The sequence below is a fragment of the Candidatus Binataceae bacterium genome, from assembly GCA_036495685.1.
Taxonomy (GTDB): domain Bacteria; phylum Desulfobacterota; class Binatia; order Binatales; family Binataceae; genus JAFAHS01.
The window spans coordinates 1-20327 of record DASXMJ010000067.1; the positions used below are offsets into that span (position 1 = coordinate 1).

Genomic DNA, 20327 nt, shown 5'->3' on the forward strand with positions numbered 1-20327 from the left:
AGTCGGACCGAGTTTCGGAGCAGAAGATATTTCTGCGCTTGGCGGAATGCGTCACAAGGTCTCTTCCTGGCCCATCGCGTCGATCCGGGGATCGATCAGGCCGCGATCGAGGAGTAACCGTACCACCCGGCGAAATTCGGAAGACAGCTGCTGCCTTTGAGGCGTAGCGAAAGATCACAGAGGATCCCGGATTATGCGGCGGGAGCGCGTGGTCGGCCATAGCATCATAGTGTCACGGCGAAGCACTAGTACCCACCTTCATCGGTCGTGTCGTGCGTTTTTGCGGCCCAGGTTTCAAGGACCGCCGGACCCGGTTAACCATGCGGGCTGGCGTACATGTCACCGCTCTTTCAACTCTCCACGATGACAGCTCTTCGGCCTGATTGGTGATGGTTGGCTGGGTGGCCTGCCTAAAACTGGAAAGAACGTCACCCTTCGGCGATTACATGCGCGATCGCCTCGCGCGCCGTATGCGTGATGCTCAAATGAAACACGCTGATGTTTTTCTTGCGCGCGAACGCCGCCGATTTCCCATGCAGCACGAGAGTGGGCGCTTTGCCGCGCTCGCGCACCACTTCGATTTCGCTCCAGCCGACGTTGCGGTTCCAACCGGTCCCCATCGCCTTCATCGCGGCTTCCTTTGCGGCAAACCGCGCCGCATAGCTCTGATAGCGTGGCACGCCGCGCGATTCGCAATACTTGATCTCGCCTTCGGTGAACACACGCGCACGAAAACGCTCACCGGTGGGCTCGCGTAAAAGCGCGCGCTCGATGCGATCGACTTCAATTGCGTCAATGCCGGTGCCCAAGATTTTCGCCATCAGCACATCCCGCCGAAAAGTATCGACTCCCGCGCCGCGCGTTTCAATCGGGGTTCGTGGCCTCGGTTCGCTTGCCGGCCGGCGACGCGCAATTCTAAGCTGCGGGTGAGTCGATCGCAGCATGGAGAACCTATGGCAAGCCTCAAAGTGACTGTAAATAAAACGCGCTGCATCAGTAGCGGAGATTGCGTCGAAACCGCGCCCGCGGTGTTCCAGCTCGATGCCGACGAAAAGTCCGAGGTGGTGAACCCGGGCGGTGCACCCGAGGCAACCATCCTGGCCGCGGCCCGTTCCTGCCCCGTGAAAGCCATCACGGTCGTGAATGAAGAAACCGGGGAGCAGCTCTTTCCCCCACCCAAAAAGTAGGCGGCGAGCGGATTGGCATTGAGAAAGCATCGTGCGGGTGAAATGACTATTGAGCAGACGCGCGACCTCAAGTGCGTCCGTAAACTGCTCGAGCAGGGCAAGATGCCCGCCGACGGCGTCGAATGGCCACCCGCCTGCTATCTGCTCGCCTTCGACGGGGATGCCGCGGTTGGAGTGGTGGGGGTCGAACCGATTCTCGACTCCGCGCTGCTGCGATCGCTTTACGTGGTAGAGCACCATCGCCACCGCGAGATTGGCCGACGGCTGGTCATGGCGGCCCGCCAGGCCGCCCACACTCGCGGAGCGCGCCAACTGTATCTGTTTGGCATCAGTGCGGAGAGTTTTTTTTCCCACTTGGGATTTAAGCGGGCGGCGCTAGAGGAGCTGACCGCGGCCCTGAAGGGCAGCCCTCAGACCGATTACTACCTGGCGCGACCGCAGGAGTTGGCCGGAGCGGTCGCATACTGGCTCGACATTTCGCGCGACGGCATCATCGAGCGATAGACATTAAAGTATTACTTTAGCTTTGCCGATTCCTGGCGCATTTCGGCCAAATTGGCGAGGGCCAGATGGACCAGCAGTTCGCCGCTGCCCTGGGCCACCCGGGAGGCTTCTACCTCGTATCCTCCGACCTCGTACGCCTCGCGAGTTGGAATGTAACCCACCAGATCATTGCAATAGCCCATCACAAAGGTGTGGCGGAAGTAGGGATTCGCTTTAATCGCGATTCCGAGCTCCGCGAACAATTCCCCCGGCACACCTACCAGGACAAGGTCGCCGATCGCGAGCAACGTCATATGGGTGTGTAGCTCTCCCCCGCCTTGATCAACGCGCCGGTCGCGACGATTCGCATCCGCGAGCGCTTCCACCGCGCCCAGCTCCTTGAGTGACAGCTGATGCTGATCGGTCAACCGCTTTTGCTGAATTCCGCCGACGCCCGCGTGGTTCTTAAGCGCGAGCTCGGTCTGTTGGGCATTGGCGCGCGCGATGGCGAGCCGCGCACTCAAGTCACGTAGTTTCATCGGAACTGGCAGGCGGCGCGTGACCACCCGGGCGGAACCGGTTCGCGGTGCGCGGGCGAGCGCCCCATTCGCAAGCGAGGCCGCGGCGTGCCCCCACTCGCAGCCGGTCGAGAAGTCGCCGCGGCGTACCGGATCGATGTTGCCGCCGGCTCCTTGCGTAAACAGCGCAATGGGAGATCTCGCGGAGTCCGATCTACCGGTGTCCTGTTGCAGCGCATCTATCGCGAACCCCGGCCAGTCACGCGAATAGAGCAGGTTGTCTTCACACAGCACCACCCCGTGACACGGGTAGTTGAGCATGAAAGCAATCGCGCCCGCCCCACGCATCGTGGTGAACAAGCCGAGGACCTTAAGCTCGTGATCGACGGCACCCGCATAGTTAGGCGCGAGCTGAATCGTTCCGTCCGCGCGCATGAGTCGTCGGTTGGTGCCCAGCCCGAACTGCGCGCCCGCCGCTGCCACGGCGGCCGGGCGCAGGTGCGCGTTCGCCTCAACCACCGCGCGCGCGATCCTGTCGGGCAGACTGCGTTCCCAATTCAGATCGCGCCCGGAAGCATCCGGCGACGAATCGCCGCGCGGCGTCGCGAAGATGTTGAAATGCGGACCTGAATGGGTATGGGTCGCGCAGACCATCACGGCTTCAGGCGGAATGTCGGTGTGCGCGGCGACCTGCTCCGCGATCGAATCGCAAATCCGGATTCCTAGCGCGAGTACCTCCACGCTCACGATCGCGGCCTTGCGGGTTCCGTCGGAAACCACTAGTGCGGCCGCGGTGAGGTCATCATGGATACCGGTCGAGCGCCCGGCGCGGCGGCCGTAACCTGCCATCGCGATGCCCACCGGCGGATCCAGCTTCACTCGCGCCGCGCCTGCGTGAAGGTGAGCCGACACCTCAGGATTCTCGCTCCAGGGTTGCGGTCGAAAGCTGCGCCGCGCACGAAGCAACTTTGGCCGCCGCGGCGATAATATCGTCAACGTCGGTGTCGTTGCCGAGCAACAGCTGATGTGGGAGCGCAACCTGTTGCTGCTCGAATAACCGCTCGGCGTTTGGGCACTCGTGCAGCTGTGCTGCCTCGGTACCCGCCAGGCGGCAGGCCGTGCGGTAGGTCGATGAAGCGATCGGAAAAAGGGCCGAGCGATAAACCGGCTCGTTAGCAACCCCGCAAGGAATTCCCTCCGCGCGCAGCGCGCGCAAGAAGCGATTGCGCGAGATACCCAGCCTCGCCTCGTCGACCTGGAAAAGAAACAGGTAAATGACCTCGCGCGTCACTCTGCGCTCGCGCGCAAGTACGATGATTCCCGGGATGGCGCGCAGCCCGGCGCGCAGGCGCTCGGCCTGACGGCTCTTGTGCTCGATCTGCTCAGGCAGCCGATCCAGCTGCGCCAGCAGAACCCCGCACTGCCACTCCGTCATCCGGTAGTTAGCGCCCAGCAAAGGTGCGTCGAAGGTGTCGCCGGGGCGCCGTCGCCCGCAATTGATCAGCGACTGGCAGCGCTGCTCGAGCTCTGGATCGTTGGTCGTGATCATTCCGCCTTCGCCCGCCGTCATCGGTTTGCTCGTCTGAAAGCTGAAACATCCGAGGTTCCCCCACGCGCCGGCTCCGCGTTCGCGCCATCGTGCTCCGGGAACGTGCGCGCAATCCTCGACAATTGCTATCGAGTGCTTGCGTCCTATCTCGGACAGGGCGTCGAGGTCCGCAAGCGTAGCGCCGTAATGCACCGGGATGATCGCCTTGGTGCGCGGGGTGATGAGCTGCTCGGCACGCTGTGGATCGATGCATGCGGTAGCAGGCTCGACATCGGCGAATACCGGACGTGCCAAAGCAGCAACCGCGGCATAGGCAGTCGCCGCAAAGGTGATGGCGGGGACGATAACTTCATCGCCAGGGCCGATCCCCAACGCTTTTATCGCCACTTCCAGAGCGCTGGTGCCCGACGAGGCCGGGATCGCGTAGCGGACCCCCTGGAAGGCTGCGAATCGACCCGCCAGTTCCGACGCTTTGCGATTGGGCGATGGGTGCCCGCCCCACGTGGTGGAGCACAGCACGTCTTCGAGTTGCGCCCGTTCGCGATCGTCGAATTGCGGCCAGCGCGTGAATGGCCGTTTGCGCAGCGGCTCACCGCCCAGCAATGCGAGAGAGGAGGCCATGAATCAGCTTCAAATCTACGCCGCTCGATTTGCCTGCGAAAGCTCTTCGATGGCTAGGATCGCCGCACGCAGGCCGTGCCTTTGACGAATTCCTTGCCGCTGTGAAATTCTTTCATTTTCCGAGCGAGGAGAGACGCCATGTATACCGAACTCAAATATGAACTGAACGATCACGTCGCAACTATCACTCTGCAGCGCCCCGAGGCGCGCAACGCGCTGACCTTTACCACCTATCGGGAGTTGGAGGATGCCATCCGGACTTCCACTGCGCGCTGTTTGATCATCACCGGCGCCGATCCCGCCTTTTGCTCCGGCGACGATGTGAAGCAGATCATGGCCAATGCCTCCGCCCGCCCCGCCGTCACAAATCTCGCGCCGCGCCTTACCCCCGCCGCGGATGCCTTATTGCATACCGACATTCCGATCATCGCCGCGGTCAACGGCGCGGCGATCGGATGGGGGATGGAACTCTCTTTGATGGCCGATCTTCGGGTCGCGTCGGAGAAAGCGCGCTTCGGTGAGCTGTTTATCAAGCGCGGCCTGTGCTGCGACGTGCCGGGCATCGGCCGGCTAGCGCAGGTGGTCGGGCGCGAGATGGCCGCCGAATTGCTCTTCACCGGCGATATCATCGACGCTCCTCGAGCGCATCAGATCGGCCTCGTGTCGCGCGTCGTTCCGCACGACCAGCTCCTGCCGGCGGCCGGCGAGCTCGCGCGCAAGATCGCATCAAATCCCCCCCTGGCGGTTCAGAAATTGAAAAACGGTTTGCGCCGTGCGCTCGATCCCGATTGGCGCGAACTCGGCGCATGGGTGAGCTCAAGCTTGGCAGAGCTATTTAAGACCGAAGACCACAAAGAAGGGGTGGCCTCATTCCTGGAAAAACGGGAACCGCATTTCGTGGGCCGCTGATCGTAGCTCTGCTTTCGCAACAATGATCGGCCCGGGCCCGACTACCAGCCCGGGTCGAATTTCCGGGATGTCCGCAGCAATGGGAAATTAAACCGGCAGCGCGTCGATCAACACCCCCGCCAGTAGCGCCGGCTCGTTACCGTTGTTTCTCCAGGCGTGATTCGTGCCTCGTTGCACGACCACTCGAACGGCTTCAGTCTCACCTCGTCCTGCTCGAGGACCTGGCTGGCATCGCCCTTAAGCAGGACAATGTAATCGACGGTCCGGGTCGTATGCATCGCAGGACCTCGTGTGGTATCCACCCGGCAATGCTCGCCGCCGATTGCTCTGAATCCCTCGGTGGCCTGTTCTTCCAGCTGCTGGCGCGAAAGCTGTTTGTTGGTCGGCGCCAGGATAAAGAACCCGAAAGATACTCGCGTTGACGGGCGGCTCTAGACGAACCGGGCGCGCGCCCGCATCGGCGGGATTTCGGTTGTCCGCGGGGGTCCGGTCGGCAATCCATATTTCACCAAGTCCAGCGCGTTCGGTTCCGACGATCGATCGCGGAGGTCCGTCGAGCGCGACGATGGACCTGCCTTCCGCGTTGTGTCCGGTGACGACCCTGCGGAATTTATCGATCATTGATGGTTCTCCTGCCGCATTTAACCTCGACTTGCTTCACCCGAGAGTGTAGGTGGTTTGCTCGCGAAGACCGCAGGAGCCATCAAGCGCCGATCCTTGCAACGGCGCTGTTTGCTCCCAACCTTAACGAGAAGCGGCAATGATCGGCGAGATTTTCGAGAACCCCTCGAGGACCTCGAAAGAAGTCTGCGAAGGCCCATTTGGTCGGAGGGGCACACGGTCATTCTCCCCCCGTGAGCGCCCCTGAGGGACGGTTACCAAGGCGGCTTGGTTCATCCCGCGCTGCGCATCGGCAATGGCCCAAGAGGGGAGCAGCCAGCAGCTAGCTCAGCAATCGATGCGTCGGCGCGGTAAGCCTGTCGATTGCGAGGCCGTGAGGGCAGGCGCCCGCGCAGGGTTTTGCGGTGCACGTGAGGCACGCTTCGGCATTGCGCTCCAGCAATGAATACTCAGCGCGCGCAAACCGCAGGTCGCCATAGTCTTTCGCATACATCCGCGTGCGCATCACGTCGGCAATCGGAACCTGCTTGGGACACGAATCCTCGCACGCGCTGCATGCCTGGCGGCAATATGAAGTACCGTTGATCTGCGCATAGCGCCGCAGAAGCCGCAGGTCGCCCACCGCGGTGCCTTGCCATCCCGAGGCGCCCAGGTACTCGTCGATCATTTCCTTGCTGGTCATCGAAACGATCAGCGCATTGACGTTCTGGTTCGACAACACCCAGCGAAACGCCGCCTGTGAGAAGGTCGCGCCGCCTTGTTCGTAGGGCCGCATGTCGTTGAGCCGTGCCCCCATCAGGGTCTTCATCACTACGACCCCGACATTTTTTTGCTTCGCCTTGGCCATGATGCGAGGCAGATCGGGCTGGCGCGCAACGAAATCGAAGCCACCGAGGAAGCGTTGGTAGAAACGGGGGTCCTGCCCGAAATTGTGCGCCGCCAGGAAGACATCGATTCCATCGGAATCGAGCGCGTAGTCGAGGCATTCCGCGAGATGCCCCGCGTGACCGGACATGCCGACGAAACGGAGCTTTCCCTGTTTACGCGCAGCGGCGGTGAATTCGAGCCACTCCGGATTCTTGAGTCGAGCCACATCGTTCACCGCGTGATTGAAGTAAACATCCACGTGGTCGGTCTGCAGTCGTCGCAGACTCCCCTCGAGCGCTTCCATCATCATCGCGCGACTATCGGTCGGGCTGGTGATTACCTTGGAAGTGACGAAGACCTTGTCGCGCTTGCCGCGTAGCGCATTGCCAATCGTCTGTTCAGACTCGTGGTCGGTATAGGTCTCCGCGGTATCGAAGTAATTGATTCCGCGGTCGTAGGCGTGAAGGACGATATCTTCCTCGCCGCTATGGAGCCGGCTGCCACCGAACGAGATGTCCGAAATCTTGAGCCCGCTCCGCCCCAGGGTGGTGTAGCGCCGCACCTGCGGGGGACCGGCTGGCGGCGTCGATGCGCTCACCTCTGCGAGCGGGATCAGTCCGACCCCGATTCCGGCCAGCGCGCCACGCTTGATAAATTCCCGCCGATTGAGAACCTCTCGTCGCGAATCAGCCATAGACCTTAGTCCTCCGGACTTGTGCGCGAGCTCGCAACAGGCGCTTTGAGTCTATCGAACTATCTGGTCGGGCGGAACCACGCTCGGTTTGTGCTTCCCGATTGAACCGACGAACCGCGCACAACCCCGCGGACGGGGGCTTGCCCCAACGCCGGACTGCTAACTACTCGGTTACGGAAGACAGCGGCTTGGCGATAGCTTCCAGCCCTGCGCGCTCGGCCGCCACCCCGAACCGCAATTCCACCCCGGCGGCTGCCAGCATCAGGCCCGACGCAATCAAGTAACCCACGTTGAGAGCCCTTCGCGATCCAGTATCGATGAGTACGCCGAAAAACCACGGCGCCGCGACCCCGCCCACGGCGGTTCCAATCGAGAAGAAGATTGCGATTGCCAGCGCGCGAACCTCGAGCGGAAAAATCTCACTGACGGTCAGGTATGCAGAGCTTGCTGCCGAAGATGCAAAGAAAAACATCACCGTCCACAGCACCGTCTGCGAGGTCGCCGTCAACGCACCTTTTTCAAAAAGATATCCGGTCACGATCAGGATCAGCGCCGACGCGGTAAAGGTTCCGGCGATCATCGGACGACGTCCCACCGTGTCAAAGAAGTGCCCGAGGACCATCGGACCAATAAAATTCGACAGCGCGAACGGCATCAGGTAAAGCCCGGTACTTTCGTACGAGACTCCATAGTAACGGTTGAGAACCAACGCGTAGGTAAAGAATATCGCGTTGTACAAAAACGCCTGCGCGGTCATCAGCGAGAGCCCCAGCACGCTGCGCTCGCGATATTCCTTGAGCAGAGGACGTACAATCACCTCGAGTCCAAAATCATGGCGTACCTTGATTCTCAGCGGCTCCACGCCCTCGAGCCCAGCCAGCCGGGCTCTCTCCACACTCCCCAGCTCCGCCTCAAAGTCGCGCACCAGTTCCTCGGCTTCCTCGCGTCGACCGTGCGTCATCAGCCATCGCGGACTCTCGGGTATGAATCGACGCAGGTACAGGATCACCAGGCCGATGATCGCACCGATGCCGAAGCCGAGGCGCCAGCCCAGGTCGATCGGGAAAATTCTGGTGTCGAGGATCAACCCGGTCGAGGCCGCCCCGGCCAGCGCGCCCAGCCAGAAGCTGCCGTTGATCATCAGACCGATTCGTCCGCGAAGGCGCGCTGGAATGAGCTCGTCGATCGCCGAATTCACCGCCGAATATTCGCCGCCAATTCCCGCCCCGGTCAGGAACCTAAACAGCGCAAAGCTAGTCAGGTTCCACGACAGCGCGGTCAGCGCCACGCCGATCAGGTAGGTCCCGAGGCTGACAAAAAAGAAGGTGCGACGCCCATAGCGATCGGTTAGATGGCCGAATACCAGCGCGCCAAGCACCGCCCCGACCAGATATGCCGAGCTGATCGAGCCGATCTGCGCCGCCGTAAAATGCAGTACGTCGTGCCTTTGCAAAACCGCGCTGATCGCGCCCATCAGAGTTACTTCGAGCCCATCGAGCACCCACGTGATCCCGAGCCCCACTACCAACAGCAAGTGGAAGCGGCTCCACGGCAGCCGATCGAGCCGGGCGGGAATCAGGGTCTCGAAAACCTCAGTGGCTTCCTGATTCGTGGGCGATGAAGAAGCGGAAGGCTCGGCCATAACGTTTCTCCAGGAGATCGGTTATCGTTGGCGACTGTTGGAATTACAGCCTATCGGGGTCGCGATCTCTAGCAGAAGATGAGCGCTGCGCGCCTCACGCGTGGAAACCACCGCGGTTGGCAGGGGGCATTTTCCACCCAAAAATGGGCGCTCGGTCGCGTTGTTGCGGTGCGCTGCGCGTCGCATGCGGGTATCGCCGGTTGGAAAGTGGGTGCGGGTCTTGGTCCGTGGGCCGCGTCACCGAGCAGTTACCGCCGAGTCGAAAATTCAACGCGCGGGCGCCTTGCTCGTATGGAGCAACTCCTGCGCGAGCTCCGCCAGTAGCCGCCGCACCTCGCTCGGGCTCGCTACCCGATAGCGGGCCCAACTGGGTCGCGCCGAACCCACCAGCACCCCGATACCGTCATCGCGAATTTCCTGAAACGCATCTTCGTCGGTGGTGTCATCGCCGAAATAAACCGGCACGGATTTGGGGTAAGCGCACTCCTGAAGAAGCGTGCGAATTGCCCTTCCCTTGCCGCCGACTCCTCGCGGAAGCAGTTCGTCGATCATCTTGCCTCGCAGGATCCGCAACCCGGGTGTTTTGGCTTCCACGAAGTTTCGCAGTGCGGCACACCGCTCGTGCGCAAGCGCCGGGTCTACCATGCGATAGTGCACCGCGATGGCGACCCGCTTGTCTTCGATAACGAAACCCTCAGTGGTCGCCACGTTGCGAGCGAGCCATGCACGCGCCGCGACGAGATCGGCTTCGGCAGCTTCGACGCCGGGCGCCAGGCGGCTGACTCCGTCGGCGCTCATGATCTCCAGACCGTGGGTCCCGGCGAAAAGGATTCCGCGCTCGACTCCGAGCATGCGGCGGACCTCTGCAATCTCGCGCCCGCTTATAATTGCGACTGTAATCCGCGCCGGGTCGCGCGCCAGGGCGCTCAATACTTCGCCGACTCCGCTTAGGGGACGTGCATCGGCCGGGTGGGGGACTATCTCGGAGAGCGTGCCATCAAAATCGAGACACAGGAGCAGCGAACCCCGCGCCAACACCGCCGTCAGCAATCCACGCGGAATCGGCTCTGGCTGTTCAGTCGGCGGTAAGCTCGGCGGCGGGCTGCTCAAGCGCGCGTCTTCCGATGAGCGAGTCGAGGAAGGTGGTCGACCAGCTTTCCAGGTCATTAGCTCGCAGCTTCGCGCGCAGCGAGCTCATCCGCGTGATCTGCTGTTTGGCCGGCATCTCCAGCGCTTCCTCGATCCGCGCTGCTATTTGATCGAGGTCGTATGGATTCACGAGCAGCGCTTCGGTCATTTCCTCGGCCGCTCCAGCGAATTCACTCAGGATCAGCACCCCATCGTTGCCGGGACGGGACGCGACGTATTCCTTGGCGACCAGGTTCATACCGTCGCGCAGGGGGGTCAGCAGAGCCACGTCGCTGGCCTGGTAGTAGGGCACCAGCTCCTCGGTTTCGAATTGCGTGTATAGATAGCGAATCGGCACCCAGCCTTCCGAAGAGAAGCGTCCGATGATGCGCCCAACCTGCTCGTCGACCTGGCGCTTTAGCTCGGAATAGTCCCGAATGCGGGTGCGCGAAGGTACCGCTATAAGGACCAGTGAGACGTTGCGGTGTGCGCTCGGATTGCGCTCCAGGAAGCGTTCAAAGCCCAGAATGCGCTGCAGCAAGCCCTTGGTGTAATCAAGCCGGTCCACGCCGAGGATGATTCGATGGTTCTCGCCGAAGCTACGACGCAGTCGCATCGCCCGATCGCGCACCCGCGGACTTTCTGCCAGTTCTTCGAAATAGCTGACCGCGATCCCGAGCGGAAATGCGCCGACTTTTACGGTCCTGCCGCCGAAATGGATTTCCTCGCGGTCGAAGTCGACCTTCGCTCCCAGGATGCGCTCGCACGAGCGCTCGAAGTGAGTCACATAGGCCGGCGTGTGAAACCCGATCAGATCGCTGCCCAGCATCCCCGCGAGCAACTCGCGACGCCAGGGAAACACGCGGAACAATTCCTGCGGCGGAAACGGCACGTGCCAGAACAGCCCGATCGGTAGCTCCGGGCGGCGCGCGCGAATCATCATCGGCGTGATCGCCAGGTGAAAATCCTGCACCCACACCACGCTCGACGACGAGGCCTCGGTCGCAGCCAGGCTGGCGAAGTTCATGTTGACCCGCTGATAGTTGTTCCACTGCGCGCGATTAAAGTGACAGATCGGCGCCATGTAGTGCATCAGCGGCCACAACCCCTGGTTACACATGCCATAGTAGAAGTTGGAAACGTCGCGCTCGCTCAAATCCGCAAACACCAGGTCAAAACTCGGGCGGTGCGGCGGCATCGCCACGCGCTTCTGCATGGTGCGGCCCCCTGGCCACGCGATCCAAGTCCCGCCGTGCTCCTCGAGCAGGCGCTGAAAGGTGCTGCCCACTCCGCCGACCGTCGGCTCGATACGCTCACCCGCGAGGTCCCGAACGATACGAATCGGGGCCCGGTTGGACATGACCACGAGGTTGTAGCCCCGCTGTGGGGTGTGGTGCGCGCGGGCGCGCACCGCATCGTGGAAAATAGTCCGCGGATGACGTGACGGAACGATTTTGTTTCCGGCGGACATCAGCAAACCTGATCGCGGCGCGACCTCGGTTGAATCGTTGGAGGAAATGTAGGAGTTAGATACTTGATACACCCGATCATCTCGCCTGAGCAACCGAGCGGGCGCGCGGGCTTCACCACATGGCTTCGACTGCTCAGCATACCGCCGATCCCTTTGAGTTCCGTTCGTTGCTGAATTTGACCCTCCTGACGGGCCTGCGGGCACGCGATCTAGCCGAATTGGTGCAACACATGCGCACCGTTCCGGGTGCTGTGATTTACCATCATACTCACCATTTTCTGGTTCAGCACCAATTTCTTTCGCCGGAACCGCCAAATGATTTCGCATATTGGGTCTCAAACATCCTGCTCGAGGAGCGTTTAGGCGAGGAATTAGCCGCGGTCGACCTGCTTCGGTTTCCTACCCTGCGTGACCTGCGGAATGCTTTGATCAAGGTCATCCAAGGCTTCCTTGACCGGAGCAGCAATCTCCGTACCGCCCCGCCCGGCGAGGAGTTTCACTTCATGGAGTCCGTATCCTACGTGATGCCAACCAGCGTGCGCGCCACCAATCTGGCGGAGTTCCGCGAGGGCCTGGCGCGCGTCTCGCTTAGCTCCATTGCCTACCACATGTTCGACGCACGACTGCGATTGGAGAGAGCTGACAACGACTTCTCAAGATGGCTCGAGCATTCGCTGGGTGAGGCGCAAATCGCGGAAGCGTTCCGCAAGGTCGATCCGTATACCTATACCTGGGATGGGTTGCGCCGCCGCTTGCTCGGGATGGTCGGTCAAAAGCTAGAAGAGAACAGCCGTGGCCGGGCTTGAGGAGTACCGCCCCATCGTCGGCGAGGGCGTCGTCGCCGAGCTGAGACTCTTGGGCGAGCGCCTAAGCGGTCGGAGCATTCTGAACGTCAACTCGACCCGCGTCGGCGGTGGGGTCGCCGAGATTCTCAATCGGCTGGTACCGCTCCTCCAGGAAGTTGGGGTCGATGCGCGCTGGGACGTCATTCGTGGGACCCAGGAGTTCTTCGATCTCACCAAGCGCATGCACAATGCGCTCCACGGCAAGCACGACGTCTTCAGCGCGCAGGACCGCGAGATTTTCAATCACGCCACCGAGCAGAATCTTGCTTCGCTCGACCTGGGGGCGGACATCGTCTTCATTCACGACCCCCAGCCCGCGGGCCTGATTCGCGCCAAGCGTGACCTTTCCAACAAGTGGATCTGGCGATGCCATATCGACGTTTCGGCACCCGCCCCCGGGGCGTGGGAGTTTATCGCGCCCATGGTCGAAAAATACGACCTCAGTGTGTTTTCGGCGCCGCAGTTCAGCCGCGAGCTGCCGATCCCGGAGGTACTGATCGCACCCTCCATCGATCCGCTCTCGGACAAGAATCGGGAGCTGCGCGATTCGGAGATCGAACAGGTCCTCAAGCGAATTGGGATCCGCAGCGATAAGCCGATCGTCACCCAAGTTTCGCGCTTCGACCGCTTCAAGGACCCGATGGGGGTGATCGATGCATTCCGCCTGGCGCGTGAGCGCGTCGACTGTCAATTGATTCTGGCCGGGGGCGGCGCCACCGACGATCCCGAGGGCGCCCAGGTGCTCAGGGAGGCCCGAGAACGCGCGTCCGACGACAACGACATTCATATCGTCGATTTGCCGCCAACCTCCAATGTCGAGATCAATGCAATTCAGCGCGCGTCGACCGTAGTGATTCAAAAGTCGCTTAAAGAAGGCTTCGGCCTGACGGTTTCGGAAGCGCTCTGGAAGGGAAAGCCCGTGATTGCCGGGGCGGTGGGAGGTATTCCCCTCCAGATCACGCACAAATACTCAGGCATTCTGACCCACACGGTAGAAGGCACCGCGTTCTGGATCAAAATGCTGCTCTCGGCCCCGGAGTTCGCGGCCAAGCTCGGCGAGAACGGCCGCGAACACGTGCGTAACAACTTTCTGCTCACGCGTCACATGCGCGACTACCTGCTGGCGTTTCTCTATCTGGAAAGTCCGCATGAGAGCGTGGTCGAACTCTAGGGCGCACCGCCATCCGGCACGCCTTGACAATCAGCGCAGCAGAGAAGTTCACTCGTTCTCAGCCTGTTAGGGAGGTCATCCCGGTCATGCCGCGAATAATCGATTCGGACGGTCACATCGTGGAGCCGCCCGCGCTCTGGAAGGATTACACCGAGTCTGCCTATCGGGAGCAGATGATCCAGATTCGCCGCAACCGGGACGGGCAGGACGAATTGTTCATCATGGGTGAAAACCGCAGCCGTCCAAACCTGCCGGTTGCGGCCTCGGTGATCCCCGGCGGACTGTCCGATCTGAAGCAGGCGCGCCAACTCACCTGGGACGATGTACCGCCCGGCGGCTTCGATCCGCACGCCCGCATCAAGGTCATGGACGCCGAGGGCATCGATGTCGCGGTTCTCTATCCTTCGATGTGGCTGCTTTACGGTGATTTAACCGAACCAAAACTACAGGCTGCGGCGTGCCGCGCCTACAACAACTGGATGGCCGACTTCTGCAGAGCCTACCCGAACCGGCTTTACGGCGTCGCCCCGATGCCGCTGCTGGAGGTTGGTGAAGCAGTGCGCGAGCTGCGTCGCGTGGTCCACGAGCTCGGCTACAAGGCGGTGTTCGTCAGACCCAATCCCTTCGGCGGACGTCGACTCAACGATCGCGCCTACGATCCCTTCTGGCGCGAGGCCGAGGAACTCGATGTTCCGGTCGCCGTCCACTCGAGCTTCGGTACCCGGATGCCGACCATGGGAGCCGACCGCTACCATGATCCGTTTTTTTTCCACATGGTCTGTCATCCCTTTGAACAGCAGGCCGCCTGCATGGACGTGATTTGCGGCGGGGTACTGGCGCGATTCCCGCGTCTTCGGGTCGCATTCCTCGAATCCGGAATCGGATGGCTCGGATATTGGCTGGATCGCATGGACAGCCACTACGAGAAGATGCACGACTACGTGCCGTGGATGAAAAAGAAAGCGACCGAGTATTTCATCGAGCAATGCTACCTGACCCTGGATCCCGAAGAGCGCACCCTCGCCGCGATGGTCTCGCTGGGCGTGGAAGGTAATGTGCTATGGGGATCGGACTATCCGCACTTCGATTGCACCTTTCCGGGCGTGCTGAAGCAGGTGCGCGAGGCGCTGGGGGTGCTGCCGGAGACCTCGCGCACGAAAATACTGACCGAGAACGCGATCAACTTCTACCGACTCGGCTGAAGGTGGTCCCGTTGGCGCCGTAGGGCGGCGGCGCGAAGATTCGGCGGCGAAGTTTCCCAAAGACGCCGATGTCCCGGGTGCGCCGTTGGTCACACCGGGCACCTCTCCAAGCCTCGTCCGGCGAGGCTAAAACATGACCAGGACGCCTTCAGCGTGGGGTGTGCGACTTCAAGAACTCGCATACCCGCTTCACCGTCTGCGGAATCAGCTCCGGAGTCTTCCATTCACGAACCAGCGTCGCGTTGGGCGCCAGCAGGGCGATCTCTTCCGAGGTCGGCGTAGGATGATAATCGTCACTGCCCATCAGAATGAGCAAAGGCGTCTTCACCGACCGCACAAAGTCGCGCGAAACGTTGAAGACAAAGTCGGTTCCGTACATTCGATCGCGAAACGCCCGCAGACCCGCTGCGTCAATCTCGGGATGGTTCGGTTTGAGCGCGTCCGCCCATCCGTCAAACATGGCGTAGAACATCTCTCGATTCTTCGGCGACAGCCCGATCGGGTTCTGCAGCACTGCCGCGCTGATTCGATTGGGCGCAGCCTGAATCGCCCCTAGGCTGTAAGAACCACCGATACACCCGCCCATCACGTGGCAACGATCAATCTTCAGATGGTCGAGCAGCGCAAGATGATCACCCGAGTAGCTATGCCACCCGTCCGAAGCGGAGAATGGGGCCCGCGACTGACCGGCGTTGCGTTGATCCATCGCGATGACCCGGAAATCCCCGGCCAGCTCTTTGGTCGGATCGAATGGACTCTTGCTCCAGAATTCGATGCTCGACCGCATCCCGCCTGGCGCGAACAGCAAGATCGGAAAGCCTGAGCCATACTCTTCGTAGTAAAGCGAAACTCCATTGCGTTCGAATGTTGGCATGCTTCAGCACCTCGATGCGGCCAGAATGCTGCGATGCGGGCCAATCTTCAAGGGCGTGCTCGACCCTGGCGCCGAGCGCAAGTTTCTGGGGCGCCGTTGGGCCAGACCCTCTGTGGGTAACCGTGACAAAGGTGATTCGGTGGTGCCGACCCGCGCTGCTTAGTCTCACCTCGAACTGAGCGGTGACGCAAACAAAAGGCCCGCCTACGAGGCGAGCCGTCGGCGGTCGGCCTCGCTCTCGCTGCCGTTGATCGCTGCGGGCTCTGCTCTCGGCACGTACTGCTCGCCGGTCCGCCACGCGTGGTACCGTTCGATGAACACTTCCATGTAAGTGTAGAAGACTGGCGTGATGTAGAGGGTAAGGAACTGCGAGAAAAAGAGTCCGCCCACCACCGCTACGCCGAGCGGACGGCGCGACTCTGCTCCCGCGCCGATTCCCAGCGCGATCGGCAGGGTACCCATCAATGCCGCCGCCGTGGTCATCATGATCGGCCGAAAGCGGATGATGGCGCCCTCGAAGATCGCTTCAGCCGGGCTCTTGCCTTCGTTACGTTGGGCGTCGAGAGCGAAATCGATCATCATGATCGCGTTCTTTTTCACCAGGCCCACCAGCATGATGACGCCGACGAATGCGAACAGGTCCAGCTCCATTCCGAATAGCCAGAGGGTCAGCAGCGCCCCGAAGCCTGCCGAGGGGAGCCCGGACAGAATCGTGACCGGATGGATAAAGCTTTCGTAAAGGATGCCGAGCACCAGGTAGATGACCAGGATCGTCATCAGCAGCAGCATCCCGAGGTTGCCCATCGAACTTTCAAAGGCCTGTGCGGTCCCCTGGAAGCTCGAGGTGACCGTGTCTGGCAGGGTGTTCGCGGCAAGCCGCCGCACTTCGTTCAGCGCCTTGCCCAAAGAAGCGCCGGGCGCCACGTCAAACGAAATGGTCGCCGAAGGCAGCTGTCCGAAGTGATTGATTTGTAAGGGCCCCAGCGACCGCGTGAACTTGACCACGGTGTCGAGCGGTACCAGGTCGCCACTGCTGGAGCGCACGTAGAGTAGCGAGAGCGTGGACGGATCGAGCTGATATTGCGGCTCCACCTCCATGATCACCCAGTACTCGTTGTTGGGCGCGTAGATCGTGGAAATCTGGCGCGCACCGTAAGCGGTGTAGAGCGCGTCCTCAATCGACTGTGCCGAGACTCCTAGCACGTGCGCCTTGTCACGATCGATGTCGACCGTGACTTGCGGATTCTCGACTTGGAGGTCGCTGTTCACCCCGCGCAAGTCCTTGAGCTCATGCATTTTGCCTTCGAGTATCGGCGCGTACTTGTACAGACTGGCGGTGTCAGGGCTTTGCAGCGTCATCTGGTACATCGACCGGGTGAATTGAGCGCCCAGCTGAATTGGCGGCGGGTTCGACAAAAAGGCGCGCAGCCCCGGTACCGAGTTCACCAGTGGCCGCCACTTGGCGATCAGCTGGTCGACCGAGAGTTTGCGCTCCGCGCGCGGCTTCAAATGCAGAAACAGAATTCCGGTATTGGTCGAACCGCCGGGGCCGCCAACTCCCACTCCGGCGAAGAAGCGCCGGATGTTGGGATTATTTTTGAGCAGGCTCACCTCCGCGAGTTGATGCTTGACCATTGAGTCGAAGGAAATGCCCTGCGCAGCCTGCGTGAAGATGATTAGTTCCTCGTTATCCTCGCTCGGCAGAAAGCCCTTCGGAATCAGGTAAAAAAGCAGCAGAGTCACCAGCAAGATGATGCCCGAAACGACCATCGTTGCGGGCCGATGCCGCATGACCCAGGACAGGCTGCGCTGGTAAACGTCGAGCGTCGCATCGAAGTACCTCTCGGTGACGGCGTAGAGGTGGCCGTGATGCTCACTCTTCGGCGGTTTGAGAAAGCGCGAGCACAGCATCGGGGTCAGCGTCAGCGACACGAATCCCGATACCAGGATCGCCGCGCCGATGGTGACCGCAAATTCGTGCAGCAACCGCCCCAAAATCCCGCCCATGAACAAAACCGGGATAAACACCGCCGCCAACGACACCGTCATCGACAGGATCGTGAAGCCGATCTCGCGCGCGCCATCGAGCGCCGCCGTGTAGGCGTCCTTACCCATCTCCATGTGACGCACGATGTTTTCCAGCATCACGATCGCGTCATCGACCACGAAGCCGACCGCCAGCGTGATCGCCATCAGGGAAAGATTGTCGAGCGAATAGTTCAGCGCCCACATCACCGCGAAAGTGCCGATAATCGACATGGGGAGCGCCAGGCTCGGGATAATGGTGGCCGACAGGTTGCGCAGGAACAGGAAGATGACCATGACCACCAGCGCCACCGTCAGCAGCAGCGTGAATTGGACGTCATTTACCGATGCGCGAATCGTTTCCGAGCGGTCCCCCAGGATGTCGATGTGCATAGCCGCCGGGACCTGGGCGTTGAACATCGGGAGCAGCTTCTTGACGTTGTCGACGACCTCAACCGTGTTGGTTCCAGGCTGGCGCTGGACCGCCAGCACCACCGCCGGCTCTCCGCTCGACCAGTTGGCGCTTTTGTCGTTCTGGACGCTGTCGAGCACTTGTCCGAGGTCCTCGAGACGGACCGGTGCGCCGTTGCGATACGCTACCACCAGGGGTCGGTACGCCGCCGCGCTGGTCAGTTGACCATGGGTCTCAACCGTGAAGGCCTTCTGCTTGCCGTAGAGCGTGCCGGTGGGGATGTTGACGTTGGCGCTCTGGACGGCTTGCGCGACTTCCTCGATACCGATTCCGCGCGCCGCCAGTTTTTTGGGGTCGAGCTGAATGCGCACCGCGTACTTCTGCGAACCGTATACCTGCACCTGCGCCACCCCGCTGACCATCGAGATGCGCTCGGCTAAAAACGTTTCCGCGTACTCGTCGACCTGTGAAATCGGCATGATGGTCGAGCTGAGCGACAGGTAAAGAACCGGAGAGTCGGCTGGATTTACCTTGCGGAAGGTTGGCGGACTCGGCATGCCCGGAGGCAATTGGGAAAGCGTCGCGGTTATCGCCGATTGTACGTCCTGCGCGGCTGCATCGATGTTGCGTGAAAGATTGAATTGCAGGGTAATCGAGGTCGATCCCAGGATGCTGGTCGAGGTCATGGAATCGAGGCCGGCGATCGTCGTGAACTGCTTCTCCAGAGGCGTTGCTATGGAGGACGCCATGGTCTCTGGGCTGGCGCCCGGCAGCGATGCGTTCACCTGGATGGTCGGAAAGTCCACGTTCGGCAAATCGCTTACCGGCAGCAGCCGGTAGGCCATAAAGCCGAACATTACGATCGCCAGCGAACACAGCGTCGTCATCACCGGCCGGCGTATGAACAGCTCGGCAATACTCACGACGCCACTCCGGGGCCCTGCACCAAGCCGCGCTTGATGGTAACGCTGGCACCGGGAATCAGGCGCAGCTGACCGTCGGTCACCACCGTCTCCCCGGACTTGAGTCCCCGTTCGACCACCGTCTCGCCATCGTAGGCCTCGCCGACCACGACTGGGCGGGGTTGCACCTTCATATTCTTGCCGACCACGAACACATACGACCCATCGAGACCGGTCTGAATCGCCTGCGAGGGAACCAGCACGGTGTTCGGCCGCTCATCGAGGATGAGCGTGGCGTCGACGAATTGCCCGGGCCACAGCTTGTTGTCGAGGTTGGAAAAAATCCCCTTGAGTTCGATCGTGCCGGTCTTGGCGTCCACGGTGTTGTCCACGAAGCTCAAGTTCCCGCGTTCGATGACGCCTTGTTGTCCGGGAATGGCGGTGTCGACGGTCAACGTCCGGTCCGCCATGTAGCGGCGGACTTCGGGCAGGCGCTGCTCTGGAATCGAAAAATCAACGTATACCGGTTTGATCTGATTAATCACGACCATCGCGGTGTCGGCGTTCGCTTTTACCAGATTTCCCGGATGAACCAGCAGATTGCCGGTGCGCCCATCGATTGGCGCGCTGATCTTCGTGTATGCGAGGTTGAGTTGCGCCGTTTGTACCGCCGCATTGTCGGCGTCGATGGTCGCGCGATACGCCTCGGCCGCCGCGTGGGCCTGGTCGTACTGCTGCGGCGAGCCGACGCTTTCCTTCAGGAGAAGGCTGTAGCGCCGCTCATCGGCCGCGGCCTGCGCGAGTTGCGCCTGATCTTTTGCCAGGGCGGCTTTGGCTTGCAGCAGCGCTGCCTCGAACGGCCGCGGATCGATGGTAAACAGCAACTCGCCCTTTTTTACGTCCTGCCCTTCCTTGAAGTGGACCTCGGTGACCTCGCCGTTGATTTGGGCTTTGATCTCGACGGTCGAGTAGGCTTCGACCCGTCCGATCGCGTGAATGTGGCTCGCCACGGTTTTCTGTTCCGCGGTGGCGACCAGCACCGGAACGGCCTCACGCGTGCCAAATGGCTGGTCCCCGGACCCACGCGAACACGCGGCTGCGGAAAAAGTCGCGAGCAACCACAATGCGATTACCGCGCCTGCTGACAATCGCCGCTTCAATCGTGTCGCGCCCTTCCAGTGACCGACCCCACCCGAAACTTATCGC

At 61.3% G+C, this 20327-nt stretch carries 17 protein-coding genes; 6 read left to right on the plus strand and 11 right to left on the minus strand.

The features are described from left to right. Positions 1–428: 428 nt before the first annotated feature. Positions 429–821 (minus strand): holo-ACP synthase, encoded by a 393-nt coding sequence (acpS, locus tag VGI36_07445; GenBank protein ID HEY2484967.1) that lies wholly within the window; start codon positions 819–821, stop codon positions 429–431. A gap of 132 nt (positions 822–953) precedes the next feature. On the opposite strand from acpS, the gene VGI36_07450 reads away from it, so the two are divergent. Further along, positions 954–1187: a ferredoxin gene (locus tag VGI36_07450; GenBank protein ID HEY2484968.1), complete on the plus strand. Its 234-nt coding sequence runs from the start codon at positions 954–956 to the stop codon at positions 1185–1187. 42 nt (positions 1188–1229) lie between these two features. Beyond that, on the plus strand, positions 1230–1691 hold the full coding sequence (locus tag VGI36_07455; protein HEY2484969.1) for a GNAT family N-acetyltransferase: 462 nt from the start codon (positions 1230–1232) through the stop codon (positions 1689–1691). Positions 1692–1702: 11 nt separating this feature from the next. Here VGI36_07455 and VGI36_07460 read toward each other — a convergent pair whose 3' ends face one another. Together VGI36_07460 and VGI36_07465 are read right to left on the minus strand one after the other, a co-directional pair. Then, on the minus strand, positions 1703–3100 hold the full coding sequence (locus VGI36_07460) for a neutral/alkaline non-lysosomal ceramidase N-terminal domain-containing protein (GenBank protein HEY2484970.1): 1398 nt from the start codon (positions 3098–3100) through the stop codon (positions 1703–1705). A 1-nt stretch (position 3101) separates the two neighbouring features. After that, entirely contained in the window at positions 3102–4358 is a 1257-nt protein-coding gene (locus VGI36_07465) for a DegT/DnrJ/EryC1/StrS family aminotransferase (protein HEY2484971.1), read from the minus strand. Positions 4359–4496: 138 nt separating this feature from the next. Between VGI36_07465 and VGI36_07470 the strand changes: the two genes are divergently transcribed. Continuing rightward, complete coding sequence (locus VGI36_07470) at positions 4497–5267, plus strand: enoyl-CoA hydratase-related protein (GenBank protein HEY2484972.1); 771 nt, start codon at positions 4497–4499, stop codon at positions 5265–5267. Positions 5268–5374: 107 nt separating this feature from the next. On the opposite strand, the gene VGI36_07475 is transcribed toward VGI36_07470, so the two are convergent. The 5 genes from VGI36_07475 to VGI36_07495 form a co-directional block, all read right to left on the minus strand. Then, a complete protein-coding gene (locus tag VGI36_07475) occupies positions 5375–5569 on the minus strand; it encodes a hypothetical protein (GenBank protein HEY2484973.1) in 195 nt (64 codons plus the stop codon). 641 nt (positions 5570–6210) lie between these two features. After that, a complete protein-coding gene (locus VGI36_07480) occupies positions 6211–7449 on the minus strand; it encodes an aldo/keto reductase (GenBank protein ID HEY2484974.1) in 1239 nt (412 codons plus the stop codon). A gap of 163 nt (positions 7450–7612) precedes the next feature. Next, positions 7613–9091, minus strand: coding sequence for an MFS transporter (locus tag VGI36_07485; GenBank protein ID HEY2484975.1), 1479 nt, complete (start codon positions 9089–9091; stop codon positions 7613–7615). 267 nt (positions 9092–9358) lie between these two features. Further along, entirely contained in the window at positions 9359–10201 is an 843-nt protein-coding gene (gene otsB / locus VGI36_07490; GenBank protein ID HEY2484976.1) for a trehalose-phosphatase, read from the minus strand. After that, the gene (locus VGI36_07495) at positions 10167–11762 is read right to left on the minus strand and encodes a trehalose-6-phosphate synthase (GenBank protein HEY2484977.1); all 1596 of its coding nucleotides are present in this window, start codon (positions 11760–11762) and stop codon (positions 10167–10169) included. The genes otsB and VGI36_07495 overlap by 35 nt, the downstream gene beginning before the upstream one ends. A gap of 47 nt (positions 11763–11809) precedes the next feature. Between VGI36_07495 and VGI36_07500 the strand changes: the two genes are divergently transcribed. From VGI36_07500 to VGI36_07510, 3 genes are all read left to right on the plus strand, one after another. Continuing rightward, entirely contained in the window at positions 11810–12496 is a 687-nt protein-coding gene (locus VGI36_07500) for a DUF5752 family protein (protein ID HEY2484978.1), read from the plus strand. Next, positions 12483–13706, plus strand: coding sequence for a glycosyltransferase (locus tag VGI36_07505; protein ID HEY2484979.1), 1224 nt, complete (start codon positions 12483–12485; stop codon positions 13704–13706). Before VGI36_07500 ends, VGI36_07505 begins: the two co-directional genes overlap by 14 nt. Positions 13707–13792: 86 nt before the next feature. Beyond that, complete coding sequence (locus tag VGI36_07510) at positions 13793–14908, plus strand: amidohydrolase family protein (protein ID HEY2484980.1); 1116 nt, start codon at positions 13793–13795, stop codon at positions 14906–14908. Between the two features lie 148 nt (positions 14909–15056). Here the strand turns inward: VGI36_07510 and VGI36_07515 are convergent, their stop codons facing one another. The 3 genes from VGI36_07515 to VGI36_07525 form a co-directional block, all read right to left on the minus strand. After that, positions 15057–15782 carry an alpha/beta hydrolase gene (locus VGI36_07515; GenBank protein HEY2484981.1) on the minus strand — a complete coding sequence of 242 codons (726 nt, stop codon included), beginning with the start codon at positions 15780–15782 and terminating at the stop codon, positions 15057–15059. Positions 15783–15986: 204 nt separating this feature from the next. Beyond that, entirely contained in the window at positions 15987–19142 is a 3156-nt protein-coding gene (locus VGI36_07520; protein ID HEY2484982.1) for an efflux RND transporter permease subunit, read from the minus strand. Next, positions 19139–20281, minus strand: a complete 1143-nt coding sequence (locus tag VGI36_07525; GenBank protein HEY2484983.1) for an efflux RND transporter periplasmic adaptor subunit — start codon at positions 20279–20281, stop codon at positions 19139–19141. The genes VGI36_07520 and VGI36_07525 overlap by 4 nt, the downstream gene beginning before the upstream one ends. Positions 20282–20327 lie beyond the last annotated feature (46 nt).

Bases quoted from the DNA above. Each gene is read 5' to 3' on its own strand.
- acpS (HEY2484967.1), bottom strand. From the start codon at position 821: ATGGCGAAAATCTTGGGCACCGGCATTGACGCAATTGAAGTCGATCGC.
- VGI36_07450 (HEY2484968.1), top strand. From the start codon at position 954: ATGGCAAGCCTCAAAGTGACTGTAAATAAAACGCGCTGCATCAGTAGC.
- VGI36_07455 (HEY2484969.1), top strand. From the start codon at position 1,230: ATGACTATTGAGCAGACGCGCGACCTCAAGTGCGTCCGTAAACTGCTC.
- VGI36_07465 (HEY2484971.1), bottom strand. From the start codon at position 4,358: ATGGCCTCCTCTCTCGCATTGCTGGGCGGTGAGCCGCTGCGCAAACGG.
- VGI36_07470 (HEY2484972.1), top strand. From the start codon at position 4,497: ATGTATACCGAACTCAAATATGAACTGAACGATCACGTCGCAACTATC.
- VGI36_07480 (HEY2484974.1), bottom strand. From the start codon at position 7,449: ATGGCTGATTCGCGACGAGAGGTTCTCAATCGGCGGGAATTTATCAAG.
- VGI36_07485 (HEY2484975.1), bottom strand. From the start codon at position 9,091: ATGGCCGAGCCTTCCGCTTCTTCATCGCCCACGAATCAGGAAGCCACT.
- VGI36_07500 (HEY2484978.1), top strand. From the start codon at position 11,810: ATGGCTTCGACTGCTCAGCATACCGCCGATCCCTTTGAGTTCCGTTCG.
- VGI36_07510 (HEY2484980.1), top strand. From the start codon at position 13,793: ATGCCGCGAATAATCGATTCGGACGGTCACATCGTGGAGCCGCCCGCG.
- VGI36_07515 (HEY2484981.1), bottom strand. From the start codon at position 15,782: ATGCCAACATTCGAACGCAATGGAGTTTCGCTTTACTACGAAGAGTAT.